The sequence below is a fragment of the Chryseobacterium glaciei genome, from assembly GCF_001648155.1.
GTDB lineage: Bacteria > Bacteroidota > Bacteroidia > Flavobacteriales > Weeksellaceae > Chryseobacterium > Chryseobacterium glaciei.
This window is the reverse complement of record NZ_CP015199.1, coordinates 3,898,557-3,916,184: the sequence shown is the minus strand read 5'-3', so window position 1 is coordinate 3,916,184 and position 17,628 is coordinate 3,898,557. Positions and strand designations below refer to the sequence as shown.

18 protein-coding genes and 1 tRNA gene are annotated in these 17,628 nt (G+C 34.6%); 3 read left to right on the top strand and 16 right to left on the bottom strand.

Translation table 11 applies throughout. The features are described 5' to 3' along the window. Positions 1–33 precede the first annotated feature (33 nt). The 13 genes from A0O34_RS17610 to A0O34_RS22405 all read right to left on the bottom strand — a co-directional run bounded on the left by A0O34_RS17610 (position 34) and on the right by A0O34_RS22405 (position 9,820). On the bottom strand, positions 34–804 hold the full coding sequence (locus A0O34_RS17610; protein ID WP_066757558.1) for a hypothetical protein: 771 nt from the start codon (positions 802–804) through the stop codon (positions 34–36). Positions 805–922: 118 nt separating this feature from the next. After that, positions 923–1,507, bottom strand: a complete 585-nt coding sequence (locus A0O34_RS17605) for a DUF7822 domain-containing protein (RefSeq protein ID WP_066757555.1) — start codon at positions 1,505–1,507, stop codon at positions 923–925. Positions 1,508–1,545: 38 nt separating this feature from the next. Beyond that, positions 1,546–2,010: a hypothetical protein gene (locus tag A0O34_RS17600; RefSeq protein ID WP_066757552.1), complete on the bottom strand. Its 465-nt coding sequence runs from the start codon at positions 2,008–2,010 to the stop codon at positions 1,546–1,548. Between the two features lie 60 nt (positions 2,011–2,070). Next, positions 2,071–2,658: a GLPGLI family protein gene (locus A0O34_RS17595; RefSeq protein WP_228394386.1), complete on the bottom strand. Its 588-nt coding sequence runs from the start codon at positions 2,656–2,658 to the stop codon at positions 2,071–2,073. Positions 2,659–2,788: 130 nt separating this feature from the next. After that, positions 2,789–3,325 (bottom strand): hypothetical protein, encoded by a 537-nt coding sequence (locus tag A0O34_RS17590; RefSeq protein WP_157886052.1) that lies wholly within the window; start codon positions 3,323–3,325, stop codon positions 2,789–2,791. 547 nt (positions 3,326–3,872) lie between these two features. Further along, the gene (locus tag A0O34_RS17585) at positions 3,873–4,685 is read right to left on the bottom strand and encodes a hypothetical protein (protein WP_066757543.1); all 813 of its coding nucleotides are present in this window, start codon (positions 4,683–4,685) and stop codon (positions 3,873–3,875) included. Continuing rightward, positions 4,682–5,293 (bottom strand): hypothetical protein, encoded by a 612-nt coding sequence (locus A0O34_RS17580; protein WP_066757542.1) that lies wholly within the window; start codon positions 5,291–5,293, stop codon positions 4,682–4,684. Before A0O34_RS17580 ends, A0O34_RS17585 begins: the two co-directional genes overlap by 4 nt. Next, the gene (locus tag A0O34_RS17575) at positions 5,290–6,393 is read right to left on the bottom strand and encodes a glycosyltransferase family 4 protein (protein ID WP_066757540.1); all 1,104 of its coding nucleotides are present in this window, start codon (positions 6,391–6,393) and stop codon (positions 5,290–5,292) included. The genes A0O34_RS17580 and A0O34_RS17575 overlap by 4 nt, the downstream gene beginning before the upstream one ends. Positions 6,394–6,398: 5 nt before the next feature. Further along, positions 6,399–6,770, bottom strand: coding sequence for a hypothetical protein (locus A0O34_RS17570; protein WP_066757537.1), 372 nt, complete (start codon positions 6,768–6,770; stop codon positions 6,399–6,401). 10 nt (positions 6,771–6,780) lie between these two features. Then, the gene (locus A0O34_RS17565) at positions 6,781–7,695 is read right to left on the bottom strand and encodes a hypothetical protein (protein WP_066757532.1); all 915 of its coding nucleotides are present in this window, start codon (positions 7,693–7,695) and stop codon (positions 6,781–6,783) included. 3 nt (positions 7,696–7,698) lie between these two features. Continuing rightward, positions 7,699–8,841 carry a glycosyltransferase gene (locus A0O34_RS17560; protein WP_066757529.1) on the bottom strand — a complete coding sequence of 381 codons (1,143 nt, stop codon included), beginning with the start codon at positions 8,839–8,841 and terminating at the stop codon, positions 7,699–7,701. Between the two features lie 9 nt (positions 8,842–8,850). Continuing rightward, positions 8,851–9,405 (bottom strand): LemA family protein, encoded by a 555-nt coding sequence (locus tag A0O34_RS17555; protein ID WP_082891193.1) that lies wholly within the window; start codon positions 9,403–9,405, stop codon positions 8,851–8,853. Between the two features lie 241 nt (positions 9,406–9,646). Next, positions 9,647–9,820 carry a hypothetical protein gene (locus A0O34_RS22405; protein ID WP_157886051.1) on the bottom strand — a complete coding sequence of 58 codons (174 nt, stop codon included), beginning with the start codon at positions 9,818–9,820 and terminating at the stop codon, positions 9,647–9,649. A 137-nt stretch (positions 9,821–9,957) separates the two neighbouring features. On the opposite strand from A0O34_RS22405, the gene A0O34_RS17550 reads away from it, so the two are divergent. Continuing rightward, the gene (locus tag A0O34_RS17550; RefSeq protein WP_066757526.1) at positions 9,958–10,176 is read left to right on the top strand and encodes a hypothetical protein; all 219 of its coding nucleotides are present in this window, start codon (positions 9,958–9,960) and stop codon (positions 10,174–10,176) included. Between the two features lie 52 nt (positions 10,177–10,228). Next, positions 10,229–10,384, top strand: a complete 156-nt coding sequence (locus A0O34_RS22145; RefSeq protein WP_082891192.1) for a recombinase family protein — start codon at positions 10,229–10,231, stop codon at positions 10,382–10,384. A gap of 320 nt (positions 10,385–10,704) precedes the next feature. On the opposite strand, the gene A0O34_RS17540 is transcribed toward A0O34_RS22145, so the two are convergent. The 3 genes from A0O34_RS17540 to A0O34_RS17530 all read right to left on the bottom strand — a co-directional run bounded on the left by A0O34_RS17540 (position 10,705) and on the right by A0O34_RS17530 (position 15,643). Next, a tRNA-Arg gene (locus A0O34_RS17540) sits at positions 10,705–10,778 on the bottom strand. A gap of 77 nt (positions 10,779–10,855) precedes the next feature. Then, positions 10,856–12,613 carry a TonB-dependent receptor gene (locus tag A0O34_RS17535; protein ID WP_066757520.1) on the bottom strand — a complete coding sequence of 586 codons (1,758 nt, stop codon included), beginning with the start codon at positions 12,611–12,613 and terminating at the stop codon, positions 10,856–10,858. 66 nt (positions 12,614–12,679) lie between these two features. Next, complete coding sequence (locus tag A0O34_RS17530; RefSeq protein ID WP_066757517.1) at positions 12,680–15,643, bottom strand: tetratricopeptide repeat protein; 2,964 nt, start codon at positions 15,641–15,643, stop codon at positions 12,680–12,682. 250 nt (positions 15,644–15,893) lie between these two features. Here A0O34_RS17530 and A0O34_RS17525 point away from each other — a divergent pair, with 250 nt between their 5' ends. Continuing rightward, on the top strand, positions 15,894–17,564 hold the full coding sequence (locus A0O34_RS17525; RefSeq protein WP_066757515.1) for an APC family permease: 1,671 nt from the start codon (positions 15,894–15,896) through the stop codon (positions 17,562–17,564). The last annotated feature ends 64 nt before the right edge of the window (positions 17,565–17,628 follow it).

Sequence of the window (17,628 nt, the reverse complement as noted above, 5' to 3'; positions counted from 1 at the left end):
TCAGCTATTTCTTTCATTTTTACTTTCAGCAGTTTACAGTGGTTTTTTCCAAAATTGATGACCCGCTGAATAAATCTGAAGATCTTCCATTCTCTTAATATAGGATTTTTCGTACATTATTAATTTCATTTCTGTTACATCCATCGATTTAGATATTCTATTTCCCTGTGAATCGAAAGATACCTCCTCTTCTCTATTTTCTCTTTTTGAAAGAGAATAGTAGAATAATTTCCCTTCCCAATAAGAAGCGTTTGGGTCGTCATCATCAATGGTGATTTTCTTGCAGTTTTTGCTGATGTATTCTTTAATTTTATTAAAGTCAGTAATATTTTTTGAAGTTTTTCCTACTTTGAGATACATTAAATTACCTTTTCGGTCTTCCACCATATCCATTTTTGGAAATGGCACGGTATTTAAAATCGCAATTGTATCTTTTTCCGGATCGTATGCGACAGTATTATAACCGTAACCAAAGATCTCGGTTGGCTTTTTATTTCTCACCATCCAGTCATTGGTTGGCTCCAAGGACAAATCTGTAGGAAATCGTCCATCCGTTTTAAAATACCCTAATGTATCTTTTACAAAAAAAGCATTATCTAAAAGCTCAAGAGCCTTTTCTTTACTGACACTTTTAGGTTCCGTCGCAATAATCTCATTGGTCTTTTTTACTTTGTTTTTGTAAAATCCTGACACATCAAAATCGTTCGATATTTTTGCTAAATCAACAAACTTTTTATCCTGAGAATTGCAAGAGGTAATGATAAACAATGCTAAAAGAAGGCAAATTCTAATGGTATTTTTCATATTTTATTAATAATGGATTTGTAAATTAATCACGTTTATATCGGCGAGTAAAATAATCTATTTGGATATAGGAAAACCATAAGGTTCTATTTCGGCTGGAACTGGATGATAATTATTTTTATTTTTGAAGATTGTAATATAGATTTTCACTCCAAAAGTTTGTCCAGTCGATATCGTCGCGATCTATTTCGCCCCATTCTATAGATGTATCATCAAAATCATTATAAAATTCTGACTCTCGGATGTTTTCTGCGCAAAGGTTACCGTTAAGATGTTTCGCATATAATTCTTCGATTTCCTGTTTGATCTCACTCAATCCTTGAAAAGTGTCTGAAACAAAATTATTTCCACTTAATTCTACAATTTCAAAATTCTCCAGAATGACATATTTTACCTTTCGCTGATTCAGTATTTCTTTTGTCTCTTTGACAAAGTCCTTAAATGAATCGATCTGGTACGCTTCTTCATAAATTGACACCAGCTCTAAAAATTTAAGGACTAATTCTTTACCTTGATCAAAGTTGCCCACAATAGCTGTCTTCTCAATTTCTTCAACAACAGTTGAAGAAATCATTTGGCTTTCTCCCGCCACCATTAGTAGATATAGAGGATGAACTTCATTTTCATATTCAGAAAATCCTAAAGCCTTGATCGGATTTTGCTGATAATCATCTGTGGTATAAATAAAGCTTCTGTTTGCCATAATGATAATTTTAGGTTATAAATCTTTTATCGAAATTTTCAAAGATGATATCTTTTAAACTGAAGATCGAACATATTTTCTGTAAAATTATTTTGAAGAAAATCATCTGCCTGTTGCCAGATCGCATGTTCCAGATCATCGCCCTCTTTTATAATACCACTGCCCTCATCTTCTGAGATTTCTCCTTGTGAATAGATATATTTCCTGTCAAGCTTTCCCCTGATGTACTTTTCAAAGTAGTAGGTATCTGAAATGTCTGAAATTATGAATTGTATAATTTCCCCTTCAAAGTTGGAAATATCATACAGGGAACCAAATTCTGTAAATATCAAAGTTCCAAAATTAGTTTGTAAAATATCAATTGTATTTTCTTCCCTGTCACCGGTAGTTGCATCTTCGAAATTTATTTCCTCGGGGAAACTAATTTTTGCATCTAAAAGATCTTCGATGATAGTCTGGTCAGTTTCACCTTTTATAAGCATTCCTGCAATATTGTATCCCATATTTTAATAATTTGATCTATTTATAATTTTATAATCATAAGCTTCTAATACTGATTATAGCTAATCTTTCTGAACCAGTTCAATTATATTGTTGTCCTTTTTCATTTTTGCATTGATGGCCTCTTCTTGCTCTTTCATATTAGAATTTTGTCCGTCTTTCGTGATCATTATAGCACCACCCGGATGCACTTGTCTAAGGTTTCTAGTAGGATCTTCCTCATACTCCTTTAATATTTTACTGTATTGCTTGGCATTGACTGTGATTTCATTTGCTCCAAAGACATCTTTGGGAATTGAGCTGATATTCTTTACCGCTTTTAAGGTGAATCGATGAGATTGAGTCTGATCTTCCAGTTTTACAATGAGGCCGGGAAGTCCGTGAAATTCATAAGAACCGTCCTGAATAGGAATATCTGTTGTAAACCAAGCAAACCAATGTCTTCCTGCAAAATAAGTTTCTGCTTTTTGGGTATTCCAGTCACCAACCTTGAGTTTTTCAGAAGTTATTTTCCATACTATCGGTCTTTCTTCAATAACGTTGTATTGATCCCTCATAATTCTGTTTTGTAAAAACACTTCATATTTAGGGTATTTCTTGGAGACAGTATATCGCACTAAACCTTTTCGATTATTATACTTAAGATTGATTTCATTTTGATATTTTTTTATAATTGAACTTTCAGATTTCTATATCTATAATTAGATTCTATCGGAACCAACTTCTTTTCCATGTGAATATAAAAAGTTCCAATAGATAGACTGTTCTCAGATAAATCTTTTATTTAATAATTTTGCCATCTATCTTGATCTCATTCCAATTTCCATCAAATCCTTGTCCCTTAATATATGTTTCTTGATGTGTTTGCCCTTTCAAATTGTCATGGTATATCATATCAAATGAAAAAGTCATCTTTCGGTCAGATTTTTCAACGATGGTCACCTTATAATCATTGGTAGTTTTATCATTAAGTGTAAAAAAGCTATCATTGAGTTTACCGTCAAATTGAGCACGGACATATACTTTGCCTTCCGAAGAAGGCCAAGATTCAACCAACTGTTTGTTCTCATCAATCCGGAGAAAAACTTTGGAAACAGCGTCACCACCAATGATGGAATAGAATTCGTAATATAAATTTCCGCCAATTCTTAGCGTATCCTTTATTTCTGTATAGTTTTGAGCATCAACTTTCCAGTAGTTTCCGATCTGCATTGGCATGAAGGATGCAGACGCATTTTTATTTTGATTTTTATCCTGCATCGTGCACGAAACGAGCAGTAATGGAAAAACGAGCAATGGAAGAAATGTCTTTTTCATAGTCTAAATTAATTTTAGGAATTTTCGGAGCTAGAACATTTTAATTTTAAAGTGATAACCAGCAGTTAGTAAACAGTTTCATTTACTAAACATCCGTAATAAATCACTTTACAAAGTTTCACCACATTCCCATTAAGATGTAAATATAGATCACCTACAAACATTGTAATTGTAAAAATGGAAAGTAATAAGAAAAAAAATAGTTAATTTTCTTAGAGTCACGATTGCTATAGGTCATCTATATTTCTTCAATAATTCATTTTTGATTTAAAATTTGGCAATAATTCATTTCTATTTTGGAGTATTTTAGGTGAGTTTACATTTTTACAATCAGGAAATAAAAACTATAAATATCTTTGCAGAGTTACCATATATCATAATCCGTTACAGAAAAAATTGGCAGCAATATTCTGGCAAAATCATACTTAAGAAAATAATAAAACTATTCTAATTTAACAATGCCAAAAATTAATATGGGAACAGAAACTCACTTGGAAAAATTTGGAAGTTTTAGTTGAAATTGAAGTGACAAATGAATATGCAAGATTTAGTCCGTTTTATAATAAATGGCCTTTCTCAAAAATTGGTCATCAAATGTTCTTGGAAAAGGATTACAAATCCATTTTTTGTGAGAAGGAACCAACATATGAAAGGTATTAAAACCTGCGCCTGAAAATATTTTCTCCGCATTGCTTAACAAGGATGGAGAAGGCTTTTGTTGAAATAAAACCAAATCTTCAGAGCTGATATTTTCTTGCGGAATAGCAGTTGCTGTTAAAATAACAACTTTCTGATGGGTCCTGTACATCTTCGCAAGCCTGTAAAGATGAAGAACTTCCGACAAAGGCTGACTGTGAATAATGAGAAAATAAGACGTTTCAATCGTTACAGAAATTTCTTCTGAAATATTTCCCTGATAATCTAAATATAGTATTTTTCCGGATCGAAGTTGAGAGAGATCTACGCCTTTTTCCATTATAAAAATCTCATTAAAATCAGGAATGCTGCGATTTTTTTCAAAATAAGAATTTGATAAAATCCTCGATAACAATATCTTTTCCCCTTTAAAATGACTTAATAATGAAGACAATTCGCCATAGAATCCTGCAGGGAAAACATCTACAATAAAAGTATGGATATTATTTTCAGAAATTAAATTTTCTACAAAAGGCAAAAATTCAGCAGAAGAAAAAAACAAATCTTCCTTTTGAACCACATTCCACCCCGATTTCCAAAATTCCGAAAAGACCGAATTGGTCAGCAAAATACAGTTTTCAGAAGCATAATTTTGACGTTTCAGAAAGGAGGTCACCCTTTTGAGATGACCTAATCCTGAACCATATGCATAAATCAATATCATTTTTTCTGATAAAGAAATTCGGTAAGAAGTAATAATCTTTGATCCATCGGAATCTGATCTATACTCAGTATCCCCAATGCAAAGCTGTCAGACGTTTGCGAAATTTTATAGGCTGGCTGTCCGTTTACAGAGATTTCATTGCCTGCAACTTTCACTGTATTAATGACTTTTCCGTCTTTAGAAACTTCGATTGCGCCGTTGTTACTTTTAACCTCATAAGGATTCAAATTTTCTTCGTTATCAGCAATTTTGATTTTGTCCGGATAGGTTTTTACTTTCCAAAGGAGTTTGGAACTGGCATCTCTCAGCTTGTATGTATCATCTTTTAGCTTCACTTCGTAGCGTTGTGTACCATTGCTGTAATATTTCCTTTTGTCTTCTTTTTCTTTTGCAGTATAAGTTTCCGACCCAAACTGAACTTTCGGAGGATTCACCGTAAAACCACCGATTGCTTTCCCGTCTTTATCGGAAATAACATAGTCCGAAGAGTAGTTGCCGGCTTTGGTTTCTATTTTCTCCGTAGTTGGCAGATTGCTGATCTGGGTTTCCTTTTTGCAAGAATTTAAGCTTAAAAAAGACACTAAAAACAGGATTGTAATTTTTTTCATAACGTGAATAGGTTTAGATAGTTTTGTATTTCGTTTTGTTCTGTAAATTTTTGACTGACAGTGTTGTAAATTTCATTTTTTATTAATTCCTTATCATTTTCAGTTAACTGATGATAGTGAATCAAAACATCCAATAATGCATTGGCTTCCAAAGGATGGTATAAAAGCCCCGATTTTTTATGCTGGATAACATCCGGAATTCCGCCAACTTCGGAAGCAATAATCAGCCTTTTTGACGCGCCAGCTTCTAGTAAAACATTAGGCATTCCGTCATACAAAGAAGGGATGCAAACAATATCTGCCATATCATAAAAGCTGCGCATTTCGTATTTGGAGACAAACGGAAAGAGTTTAACATTCAAATCAAAAGTATTGATAAAAAGTTTAACTTCTTCGGGTAGATCACCAATCATCCAGAGTTCGTATTCACTTTTGAAATGAAATTGATCAAAAGACTCGATGAAATGGCGAATTCCCTTCTTGAATTTAAGTTGTCCTGCAATGAGAATAACCTTTCTGGCAGTTAAGTCTTGCTTTCTTTGATAAGTCTTCTTTTTTTCATTTTCATTAAGATTCCAAAAAGAGGCATCAATTCCGTTCGGTGTATAAAATATTTTTTTTGAAGGGAAAAGTTTTGCAATTTTTTCTTGTTTCTCCATACAGACAGACAATATCGCTTCCGAATGTTCCAGGGCATAGAAAAGTGAGTTTCTCTTTTTGGAAAATAAGCCTTCGTCAAAATCATTCCCCCGAATACAAGTGTACAAAGGTTTCCCAAAAAACTGGCTGATGATAGGCGTCCACATCATAGGTAGATATCCACCAAAAGCTATAATTGCATCAACATCTAAAAATTCCTTTTTCTTTTCCAGGAATAATGTCGCCAGATTCAGAGTATATTCTTCTGTATCAAAGATGCCAAGCGCGCTGTAGTTTCCGCTGGTTTCCGTCTTAATCAGATAAGGCTTCTGCCGGTTGGAAAAGTGTAGGACGTGGACTTCACAACCTTTTCTTTTCAGATTCCGGACAATCCTTCCACAGGATTCTGCCATTCCGCCTTTGGACGGAGGATAGTTTTGGGTTACCAGCAACAGTTTCATAAAATTTAGCTGTCAAAAGATGAAGTGTCACCGGAATGATCGGAAAAATCTGTGAACAAAACCGTGTCAAACAGTGCGCCGTACTGGCTTGCCATAGTCACCAGAAATGGATATTCGGTATGGAACCTGTTCATCATTTTTTTCCTCCAGACTGATCGGTCCGGCGAGTATAATTCGATCTTGGAAGTCAGTCTGGGATCCAGAACGGCTTTACACGTCAGACAAAGTTTTTGATCTTTGCCATTTTCATTCTGACGGAAGATATGATTTTTGCAAACGTTTTTGTTGCAGTTTGCGCATTGTTCCGTGGCAACAGCAGGACAATCGTCCACGAGAAACAAACCTAATTTTTCCTGACATTTTATATTTTGATCCATAATCTCAGTCTTATTTTAAGGTAAAGCATCCGTAGCAGATATTGAATAAGTTAACGACCTCCAAAGAAAAATATTCTACGGAAAATAAAGGAGTGGAATTGTACTGATAGGCACTGTAATCATCTGGATTTTCGTCCTTGACATCAAATTTTCTCCGCGCTTTCATATAATAAAATGATTCATCTTCTTCCAGTTGGATATCAGATTTATCAATGTCGGTTTTTAGCTGATAGATGGATTTCGGAAGTTTTAACTTTAGAATAAAAGGATAGACGGATTTATATTTCTCTTTCGTTTTCCTTTTCCCGCTGAGTCCTTTCTTGTTGATAATGCGTTTTCTCACTTTTTCCACAAAGCTGAAGCTAACTTCTGCACCATCTTTCAGTGTGCAGTAGCCCTGTCCAATTTCTTTTTCATAAAACTCCTCTTTACCAGAGATGAAACCTGGTGTTTCAAATGTAGCGTCCTCAGCGGATTTCAAATGTTCTACGCCTGCCAATGTTTCCTTCACATTCGCAGTAAAGTGGATAGTTCCTAATTGTGGAAGTTCTTCTTCTATCAATGTAAATAAGGCGGAAAAGTAATCCGAGAAAAAGTCATAACCATCTGTATAATTCTTTCTAAATTCTCTTCTGTTTCGCACATCCATTACTAAAACTACCACAAACAAAATGATGTTGACTACAAACCAGTAACTTGGGACCAGAAAGATCATTGCAATGGCAATAATAAAATACGCAATCCAAAGTGTGTTGGTTTTTTTCTTTCTCTTTTTTAGGGATAGTTCGCGTTGCAAAACGCACATTCTGAAGAATCTGATCCATTTCAGAGGTGTTTTCTTTGAACTGAAACCACGGTGCAGATGCGCTCTTTCAATAGGCGCCATATCTTCCGTAGTCAACTGGATATTATAATATTCTGCCATAGTTTACATTAAATTTTGATATACTTTTTGTAATTTTTCATTGTGATGATTCCATGTAAATTGCTTTTGGAACCTGTTGAATGCATTCTGCGCTTTTAGATTGGTCATTTCTGGATTATCCAAAACAAAACGGATGCATCGGCTGAGATCCAGTTCATCTTCCGGCCAGAAAAAGTAGGCATCGTCTTCCGTCAGCAACTCTTGGGTTACGGGCAATTCTGCGACAACAATTGGCGTTTTACAGGCCATAGATTCTAAAATTTTGATAGGGCAACAGCCTTGCACCACATTACGATCTCCAAATTTTAACGGTGCAATGGACGCTTTTGCGTGCTGGATGATGGTGTAGAGCGATTCCTTACCTAATTCATATCTGAAAATGACCTGATCTTGGATTCCTAGATTTTCAATTAATTTATGATAAGGTTTTGTCACTTTTTCTTTAACGGAAGAGCAAATGATTAATTTCAAATTTTGATAATCTTTCAAATACTGGAAAGATTTCAGCAGAACATCCAATCCTTGCCAAGGTTGCAACGCTCCGAAATAAACGATATAATCTACAGGAAGGTCAACAGGTTTTTCACTTTTTGGAAATGCTTCCGCACCGTTTGGGATAACAGAGATTTTGTCCTTGTCAATCGAAAACTTTTCTGTCAAATATTTTTTTGTGACTGCAGACGGTGTTACGATATGATCACAAGCTTCAAGGCAAGTCAATTCAATATTCTGGATTTCAGTAATGAGAGAGGGTGTTAAGAGAGGGAATCTTACCGGCAATTCTATGGATGTCAACGCATTGACTTCAAAAATCGTTTTGAGATGAGTTTGTTTTATCATTCCTAATCCGCTCCAGATATCGCGAAACTGTCCAATTCCTTTTTCATCGGAAAGTTTCGTACAACTGTAGACTTTTTCAGAAAAAAGCTGGGCTCTTTCCAGATAATTTTGAGACTCATCCTCATAATAAAACGGATGGATTTCCACATTTTCTGCTAGTTCGAGATCTATGGCAGAATTACCTTTCAGACAGTACACATCTACTTTATCAGCAATTTCGGAAAGGGCCTGCAAACTGTGGCTGATGTGAGTAGATGCACCTTTGCTGGTAGGGAAAGCATCAAAACTGGCGTAGTAGGATTTCATTATTTAAAGTTAGAAATTAACTTTCGTCACCTCGCGCTCACTCGCATTTTGAATTTCAAAAAATTCCGCTTTCTCAAATTTGAAAGTATTGGCAATCACGTTGGAAGGGAAAACATCAATGGCAATATTATTCTCCTTTACCGTGCCGTTGTAGTATCTTCTCGCCATCTCGATATCATCCTCTAAGGCGTTCAAATCCTGTTGGAGAGAGATGAAATTACTGTTGGCTTTCAGGTCAGGATAGTTTTCTACCACCGCAAATAGGTTCATCATTGCATTTTGCATAGTAGATTCCGCTACCCCCTGTTCTTTTGCAGACTGCGCTTTGCCGGAAAGATTTCTGGCTTCTACTACATTTTGCAAAACCGACGATTCGTGTGATGCATAGCCTTTTACTGTTTCTACAAGATTGGGAATCAAGTCATTTCGCTTTTTCAGAAATACGTCTATCGAGCTCCACCCTTCCTGCACGTTGACCTTTTTATTTACCAATCCGTTGTAAACCGAGATCGCCCAAATGATAGTAATAGCCAAAATGGCAACGATAATTCCGACTGTAATCATTATTTATTTTTTCACAAGTTAAAAAAAATACCAAAATGAAAGGAAAAAATGTTCGAAAACTCTTTAAAATCCATAAGATTTATAAAGATTCTGATATTTAGCTATTATTCAGGAGCAATTAGTTTCAACTTTTTAATCACAGGCTTAAATACTTTATTTATAATACCTTTCAGAATATTCATCTAATCTGTGGATACCGCAGTATCCCACAAAAATGTTATATTTAGGGTTCGCGCATATTTTATTTCCGTTTTGGAAAACCAATTGATAGAAAACAGATTTGTCTTGCAATCGCTTCTTTCGTTTCAGAACTCTCTCCGGTAATGATCTTCACAGCAATGCCTGCATTATAAAAATCTTCTAAAACTTTTTGAATATTCTTTTTCGGAGGATCGTAAAATACTTTTATGAACACAGATGTAAATTAAAAGACATCAAAAGACAAATAATACGAACGTACGTCAAACTTACATCCTCCATAATTACCATTCATAATTTAATGTAAGTCAATAGATTAAATCAACGATAAGAAATTAGATATGATGAGTGCTTATGAAAAAGATTTCTTCACAAAAAAGCGATCGGAAAAACGAATCGGAGGATAGAATTATAGACTTTTCACAGAATACTTTAAAAAAAGTTTCCTTTGAAAGATCTAAAAAGATTCTTACAGAATCTGGGTTAAATCCAACAGATGACGAAGTCATGAGTATAATGGATTTTGCACACCAGTTGGCAGATCTTATTATTAAAAACTATATTTTAAAATAAATTTTTACTACATTAGCTTGATAGCCATAATGTTAACATCAAACCCACGATTATGCAAATAGCAGATTTATACATTAGAGTTTCTACAGACGAACAAGCTGACAAAGGTTACTCTCAGCGCGATCAGCATGAGAGATTGGAGAGATATTGCATTCAAAATCAAATAACTATTGGACAAGTAATCTTTGAAGATCATTCAGATGATTAAAAATGAAAGTAAAAAAAAATTGATGCATTTGAAATGGATCAACAAAATCAAAAGCTGAATCGTAAAAACACCGACATCAAAACAAAACTTGATCAGGTGCTAAAAGTATTACCAAACCTCTCTCAGCTATATGCTAGAGGGGATAATGAAACTAAAAAAACGATAATGTGTTCGATTTTTGCTCAAAAACTCGAATTTCACGAAACAAATTTTCTAACACCCAGATCAACTCTGCACTATCTTTTATATTGGTAATTAACAACCTTTTACAAAATAAAAAAAAGGAAAAATCACTAATAAAAGTGACTTTCCCCTTAGAGTGACTTCGGAGGGGTTCGAACCCCCAACCCTCGGAGCCGAAATCCGATATTCTATCCAGTTGAACTACGAAGCCGGCTTTTGGGTTTGAGTGTAGGAGAGTTTTAGAGTTTTTTCAACTCATTTACTCTCAAACTCTCCTACACTCAAACTCTAAAACGTAATCTTCACACCTCCCAAAATCTGTGCACCAAGAACTTTATATCCTTTGTACGTCTGGTAATTTGAGTTGAAAAGATTGTTTCCAATCGCGAAAATACTGAAATTTTTATGAATTTTGTACTCTGCGGAAAGATTTAAATCTGCATAACCACCAACTTTATCGTCGGTATTCTCTGTTGACTGATACATCATCGGACTTCCAACTCCCTCAATAGCAAAAGAATTCGTTGTTCTGTCGCTTGCAAAAATCCCTTTGAAACCTAGCAATAATTTTTTATCTAGCATGGTATATTTAGCTCCAATACTTGCATTAAGCAATGGAACGTTGTAAATATTGTCGTAATTCTTTAGATCAAACTTCGTAAACTTCACTTCTGCATCTACAATTAGGTTTTCTAATGGGAAATACTGTAAACTTCCTTTAATATCACTTACATTTCCGTCATCATAAACTGCGGAGAACGTGTTTGCATAGTTATAAGCAGAGCGGTTAAGCGTGTAAATATTATCAAAAATACTATTCGCTTTAAAGAACATAATATCTCTCATTTTTCCATAACCTGCAGAGACGTCATATTTAAGAGTTTCATCAATATCACCTCTTAAACCAACATAAAAATGATATTTGGTTTCAGTTGGTTTTAAATACTGATCAGAAACGATGAAAGGATTTTGCTGTAAAAGATCTGAATAAGTGTTTAATTTCAATCCTCCATCTACTCCACCATAAAACTTAAATTCTTTCGCTGCCGCAAACTGGAATTCAGCTTGTGGGAACCAATATGTTTTACTGTTTTTCATTTGCTCTGCTAACAAATCGTTATTGTTTTTAGCATTTAAAAATGAAAAAGATGAACCTAACATCAAATATGACTCTCCTTTTCTGAAAGTTACTTTTGGAGTTAAGCTTGTATTAAAAAAGTTAGAAGAGTTTTTATCTCTGATCGCAAATTCCGACTTCACAGCTTCCAAACCAACTCCTAAGTCTGCATTCAACGTAATTCCGGAACCTCCGACCTCAACGCCATGTTTAGACAAATTCGCCAAGATAGAAACCTGATTTTCCTTTGCATCAAAATGATCTTTTAAGAACGAAGATTTTACTCTTACATCATTTAAAATTTCGTTTGAATAAAAGTCATAATAACCGTTTACTTTAAACTGATTAACTCTTTGATCCAAATCTACATCACCCGGATCTAATGCATAAATCCCGTAGTAATTGTTGTTATTTAAGCCATATTCAGCATTTAAGTTGAACTTCCCTTTTTCTCCGTAAGAATTCAAGAAAGCACCAACTGTTGCTGCACTTTGCTTAGAATCCCAGGCATATTCTTTTTTTAACCCTAAAGTAGAAAGAAAATGAGCATCCAAGCCAACTTCTAGCTTATTTTCAAGGGTTTTTGAGATATTCATATCACCCAAAATTTTACCATAATTACCCATTCCGAATTGGAGATAATTATTTTGAGCTGTCCCCTCAAACTTTGGAGTAACGTCCTGTCCCTGAATGGTTGAAGTTTTGAAATCAGAAACCGCAGGAACGTCTGTAATTGTATATTTTACAGGATTCTGAGATTTCTCTTCCGGTGGATAATTTTTAATTGTTTCCACAGAAGTTTTCTTTTTTTCGATCTTTTTTACTTCCGGTTCTCTTTTTTTATTAAGAATCAGTTTTTCTTCTTTGATCTGGGAAAACGCAACCGACGACATCCCTAGAAATATGATTGGAAGAATATATTTCATCATAATTTATCAATATTTAAGTAGCGTCCCTAAATCCTAAGCCCTAAATCATGCTACCTTTTTACTACTTTACTTTTTAATCTGTTTTTTAACCTCTTTTGCTTCAGCCACGATCTCAGGGAAATCTTTGTAATTAGAAATGATCTGATCACAAGTATAACTCGCCTGATAATTGTCTTTTAAGCCTACATAATTCTTCGCCATCAACACCAGCGCTTTTGCACCCCAATATTCTTCAGAAGAGTAATTGTTGGCCAATTTAAAGATCGTTTCGTTTGAAGATTTGAAAGCTTTCCCTTTGTTTTGATAGAATGCTTTTGCGTAAAGAGCTTCCGCCGCAACTTCTGTATTTGAAGACTTTTCAAGAGAAGTATAAGCTGTCTGAGCATCTTTATCTTTCCCTGAATTCATCAAACTTCTAGCCTTGATCACCTTCGCAGTTTCAATTACAGCAGCCGAATTTTTATTGTTTGAAATAACAGCATCAGCTAACTTTTCAGCTTGAGAGAAATTCTTTTCGTCTGCATACATCTTCATCAATTCTACATTCGCGTAGTTTTTAATGTTGACATCTGATGAGTTTTTAAGGTTCTCCAAATATTTTTTAGCATCAGCGCTATTTCCTTGCGCAACATAAATTTGAGCTAAACGAGTCTGCGCATCATCCTGATAATCATTCTGAACATCCGCAACTTCCTGTAAAACTAAAAGTGCTTTTGTCGTATTGTTGGTTTGATAATAACTTTCTCCAAGCTCATATTTAGCCTGATAAAGCCCCTCTCCTGTCGGATTTTGCGTTAAATATTTCTCGTAATAAGAAATTGCATTTTTATAATCTTTCTTGGTGAAATATTGTTTTCCTGTTGATAGGTTAATTTCATCAATTTCCGAAGCATCAACATTTACTCCAATATTTTTAGCGAAACTTTCATATCCTGCAACATCACCGTTTTTCGTGAAAATAGGTTTTGCAGCCTGAACGATTTTTTCTGCGTACGCTGTATTTTTATACTGATCGCCAAGAGATTTTAACTCAGATAAAGCTTTATCATTTTGATTTTGATCGATATAATTCTGCGCTCTGTAAATCGAAGCGTTGGCTATTAAATCTTTATCCGAAGAAGTTTTAATCACTTTTCCGAAGAAATCATTTGAATTGGCAAAATCATCCTGAGCTGCATAAGCAGTTCCCATTTCATACTGAGCATCGTCGTAATATTCAGAGCCCGGATACTTAGATAAAAGATTTTTTAAGTTGGTGATTTTTGCCTGAGTATCTCCTTTAAATCCTAAAGCCATCGCTTTTTGGAATAAAGTATAATCAGTTGCATCTTCATTTTTATCGTAGATCGCGATCGCTTCATTCAGATCATTATTTGCGTAATAAATATCTGCTAAACGAAGTTCTGCATCATTTTTAAACTCAGGTTTTGGATTGGTTAAATACTGCTTAAAATAAGTTGCTGCCTGATCAAATTTCTTAGATTTAAAATAAGCATATCCCAAATCATAAGGCAATTGCTGTTTTTCAGGGAAAGTTTCGGTAAGCAATTTTTCATAACGAACGATTGCAGACGGATAATTTCCTTTCTGATAATAAACCTGCCCCAACCAATATAAAGCTCTGTTATTGAATTCTTTATTAATATTAAAGCCTAAACTTCTTAAGAAATATTTCTCAGCTTCATCATAATTTCCTTTGTTGAATTCTTCCGTTCCCAATAAATAAGAAACTTCCTGATCCACCTTATCAATATCAGGAGACGAACTTTGAAGTTTGTCAATCGCATTCAGCGTTTCTTTAAAATTCCCTGAATATAAATATGATTTCACCAAAAGTGATCTCATTTCAGAAGCATTCGCCGCATTTTGGTTCTCATTGATATAACTTTGAATAACCGCAGACGGACTTTCAAACGGATTTCCAATATCGTAGCTTAACTTTGCATATTGTTCGTGAGCCAGTTTTTTAACCTTCGGATCATAATTCATCTGATAAGACGAACGGAAAGCCGAAAGTGCTTCCTGTTTTTTATCAACCGCCAAATAGGCATTTCCAAGCTGATAGTAAGCATTTTGAGCTAAAGCTGAATTACTGTTTAACAATTGGTTATAATAAGAAACCGCTTCATCATATTTTTTAAGCTGAGCTGCAACAAATCCCATTTCATAAAGGTCATTTTCAGACGGATTTTGCTGAACACTCAAGTAATCTTTTAAGTGAGGATAAGCAGAAGTATAATCATTTTTCATGAAATAGCTTTCACCAATGATCTTATGAACCTCAGCTTTATAAGCAGCAGAAATATCTTCATTTAATAAAAGATTTCCTTCTGAAATGGCTTTATCGTAATCCTTGTCGTTATAATACATCTGTACATAATAAGGACGAACCAGTTTCGAATATTTTGGCTGATCTTTCACAGAATCAAAGTATTGGAAAGCTTTATCATTCTGTCTGTTCGAATAATACAAATGTCCCAACATATAAGCAATGTCGCCTTTTTGAGAATCATCAGCAGTTTTATAGGCTTCTTCCAAGGCATCAGTTGCCCCTTTAGAATCGCCCATCATGAATTTAGCATAACCTAATTTCAGAATATACTGCGTGTTTTCCTCTTTTGAAAGTTGATATTGGTTAACCTTTTTCAACGTTTCCAATGCCTTCGGAAAATCTTTTTTAGCCAGATAATAATCCGCCAAAGGAAGATTTGCCTGAGCAAAATAGGCAGAGTTCGGATATTCTTTCATAAAGGCGGTTAATCCTTCTTCAGCATGATTTTTCTGAAGAATAACGCCAATTACATTATCAAAGAACTGTGCAGCCTCTTTTTTCGACCTCGACAAATTTTGATTATAAAAATATTGTCTCGCATATTCGTACTGAGAAGCATTGTATATTTTGGTCTGATAAAGATTTTCGGCTAAACTGAACCTGTAATTATCTTGCTGGGTAAAGTATTGAGACTGCTGTCCTTCGGAAATTCCGAAATAAAATACAGCAGCCGCTAAAAGTATTTTTTTTGATTTCATTAATATCAAATTTTAAAATGGGTAAGGCTAAAGTGAATGCCAAATATTTTAAATTTATAGAGAGATTTTATCCACAATTTATCAACGAAAATATTGAAAAGATATTGTATAAACAAGCCTTTTAACATATTGTTAGTAAGTGGATTATTTTTTAATACTTATTAACTTTCTCATAAGAAATATTAAGAAAATCTTAATTATTTCACAGAAATAATTACATTTGTTTTTTTCAAATCAAATATAGACATTGATGAATCAACTTTTTAGAAGGAAAAACTATTCAGAGACAGATACTTCCACGAATCTTTTGAGAGTTTTGGGTGTTTGGGATATCGTTTTTTTTGGTATTGCGGCAATTATCGGAGCGGGAAGCTTCAGCAGTTTGGGAGAAGCTGTATTCAGAGGAGGTCCCGGTGTTATTTTGTTATATTTGATTTGCGGTTTTGCCTGTGGATTTACAGCTCTTTGCTACGCAGAATTTGCGAGTAGAATTCCGACTGCGGGTTCAGCTTATACTTATGCTTACGCCAGTTTTGGTGAATTAATCGCCTGGATCATCGGCTGGGCGCTGATTATGGAATATTCTTTCGGAAATATCTATGTCGCCTTTTCATGGTCAGATTACTTTACCAGCTTTCTCGAGCGACTCGGAATGCATATTCCTGATTATTTAACCTGTAGTTATACTGAAGCCAAAAAAGCTTTCATGAACGGCTCTGAAAATAAAGAACTACTTAATGCTTGGAAATCAGCTCCTTTATTGGGAAGTTTAAAATTCATCGTTGATGTTCCGGCTTTGGTTATCAACGGGTTAATCACTTGGTTATGTTACGTTGGAGTAAAAGAAAGTAAGAACTTTAACAACTCTTTGGTTATCCTAAAATTAGCCGTAATCGTTTTGGTTATCTTGGTTGGATTTGCTTATATTAATACTGAAAACTGGACGCCCGTTAACCCAGAAACTCATGTTGCATCATTCATGCCGAATGGTTTTGCAGGAGTTATGAGTGCTGTTTCCGGAGTTTTCTTTGCTTATATTGGTTTTGATGCGTTAAGCGTACTTTCCGAGGAAACGAAAGATCCTCAGAAAACCTTACCAAAAGGAATGATCATTTCACTTGTATTGTGTACGGTAATTTATATTGCATTAACCTTAGTGTTAACCGGAATGGTTGATTACAGAAAATTCGACGGTATCGGAGATCCACTTTCATTTATATTTGAAAAATCGAATGCTAATGTTGCCTGGATGGAACTTACCGTTTCTTTTGTTGCAATTGTTGCGATTACGACTGTATTATTGGTTTTCCAAATGGGGCAGCCGAGAATTTGGTACGCGATGAGCCGTGACGGATTGATGCCTGAAAAATTCAAAACAGTGCATCCAAAATATAAGACACCATCGTTTGCTACCGTTGTCACAGGTATTGCGGTGGGTGTTCCTATCCTATTTACAGATAAAACTTTTATCCTTGATTTTACAAGTATCGGGACGATTTTCGCGTTTGTTTTAGTTTGTGCAGGAGTTTTAATGCTTCCTGCTAAAGAAAAGATCAAAGGTAGATTTCACCTTCCATATATTAATGGTAAGATTATTTTTCCTGTTATTTTTATTGGAGGATTAATTGGTTTTTACTTATGGCAACCGGAATTTTTCAATAGTTTAAAAGATTGGAACGATCCTAAAGAAGGTGAGTTTAGAGCTTCTATTGTTGTTTATATTATTTTCAATTTAGTTCTGTGTGTTGTAACCTTCATTAAGAATTTCTCTTTAATTCCTTTAATAGGTTTAAGCTCTTGTCTATATCTTTTAACAGGTATGAGCCACGAAAACTGGTTCTGGTTCGGATTGTGGTTCGCATTAGGTTTGGTTATCTATTTCTGTTACGGTTACAGACACAGTAAACTTAGGAAAGCTTAGCTTTCAAAAAGTTAGAAATAAAATATATTGAAGAGGCAAAATTGTGAGATCGCAGTTTTGCCTT

Excerpts from the sequence above, each read along its gene's own strand:
- A0O34_RS17525 (WP_066757515.1), top strand. The coding sequence starts at position 15,894 with ATGAATCAACTTTTTAGAAGGAAAAACTATTCAGAGACAGATACTTCC.
- A0O34_RS17565 (WP_066757532.1), bottom strand. The coding sequence starts at position 7,695 with ATGGCAGAATATTATAATATCCAGTTGACTACGGAAGATATGGCGCCT.
- A0O34_RS17560 (WP_066757529.1), bottom strand. The coding sequence starts at position 8,841 with ATGAAATCCTACTACGCCAGTTTTGATGCTTTCCCTACCAGCAAAGGT.
- A0O34_RS17585 (WP_066757543.1), bottom strand. The coding sequence starts at position 4,685 with ATGATATTGATTTATGCATATGGTTCAGGATTAGGTCATCTCAAAAGG.
- A0O34_RS17570 (WP_066757537.1), bottom strand. The coding sequence starts at position 6,770 with ATGGATCAAAATATAAAATGTCAGGAAAAATTAGGTTTGTTTCTCGTG.
- A0O34_RS17590 (WP_157886052.1), bottom strand. The coding sequence starts at position 3,325 with ATGAAAAAGACATTTCTTCCATTGCTCGTTTTTCCATTACTGCTCGTT.
- A0O34_RS17600 (WP_066757552.1), bottom strand. The coding sequence starts at position 2,010 with ATGGGATACAATATTGCAGGAATGCTTATAAAAGGTGAAACTGACCAG.
- A0O34_RS22145 (WP_082891192.1), top strand. The coding sequence starts at position 10,229 with ATGCAAATAGCAGATTTATACATTAGAGTTTCTACAGACGAACAAGCT.
- A0O34_RS17550 (WP_066757526.1), top strand. The coding sequence starts at position 9,958 with ATGAAAAAGATTTCTTCACAAAAAAGCGATCGGAAAAACGAATCGGAG.
- A0O34_RS17575 (WP_066757540.1), bottom strand. The coding sequence starts at position 6,393 with ATGAAACTGTTGCTGGTAACCCAAAACTATCCTCCGTCCAAAGGCGGA.
- A0O34_RS17580 (WP_066757542.1), bottom strand. The coding sequence starts at position 5,293 with ATGAAAAAAATTACAATCCTGTTTTTAGTGTCTTTTTTAAGCTTAAAT.
- A0O34_RS17530 (WP_066757517.1), bottom strand. The coding sequence starts at position 15,643 with ATGAAATCAAAAAAAATACTTTTAGCGGCTGCTGTATTTTATTTCGGA.
- A0O34_RS17610 (WP_066757558.1), bottom strand. The coding sequence starts at position 804 with ATGAAAAATACCATTAGAATTTGCCTTCTTTTAGCATTGTTTATCATT.
- A0O34_RS17555 (WP_082891193.1), bottom strand. The coding sequence starts at position 9,405 with ATGATTACAGTCGGAATTATCGTTGCCATTTTGGCTATTACTATCATT.
- A0O34_RS17605 (WP_066757555.1), bottom strand. The coding sequence starts at position 1,507 with ATGGCAAACAGAAGCTTTATTTATACCACAGATGATTATCAGCAAAAT.
- A0O34_RS17535 (WP_066757520.1), bottom strand. The coding sequence starts at position 12,613 with ATGATGAAATATATTCTTCCAATCATATTTCTAGGGATGTCGTCGGTT.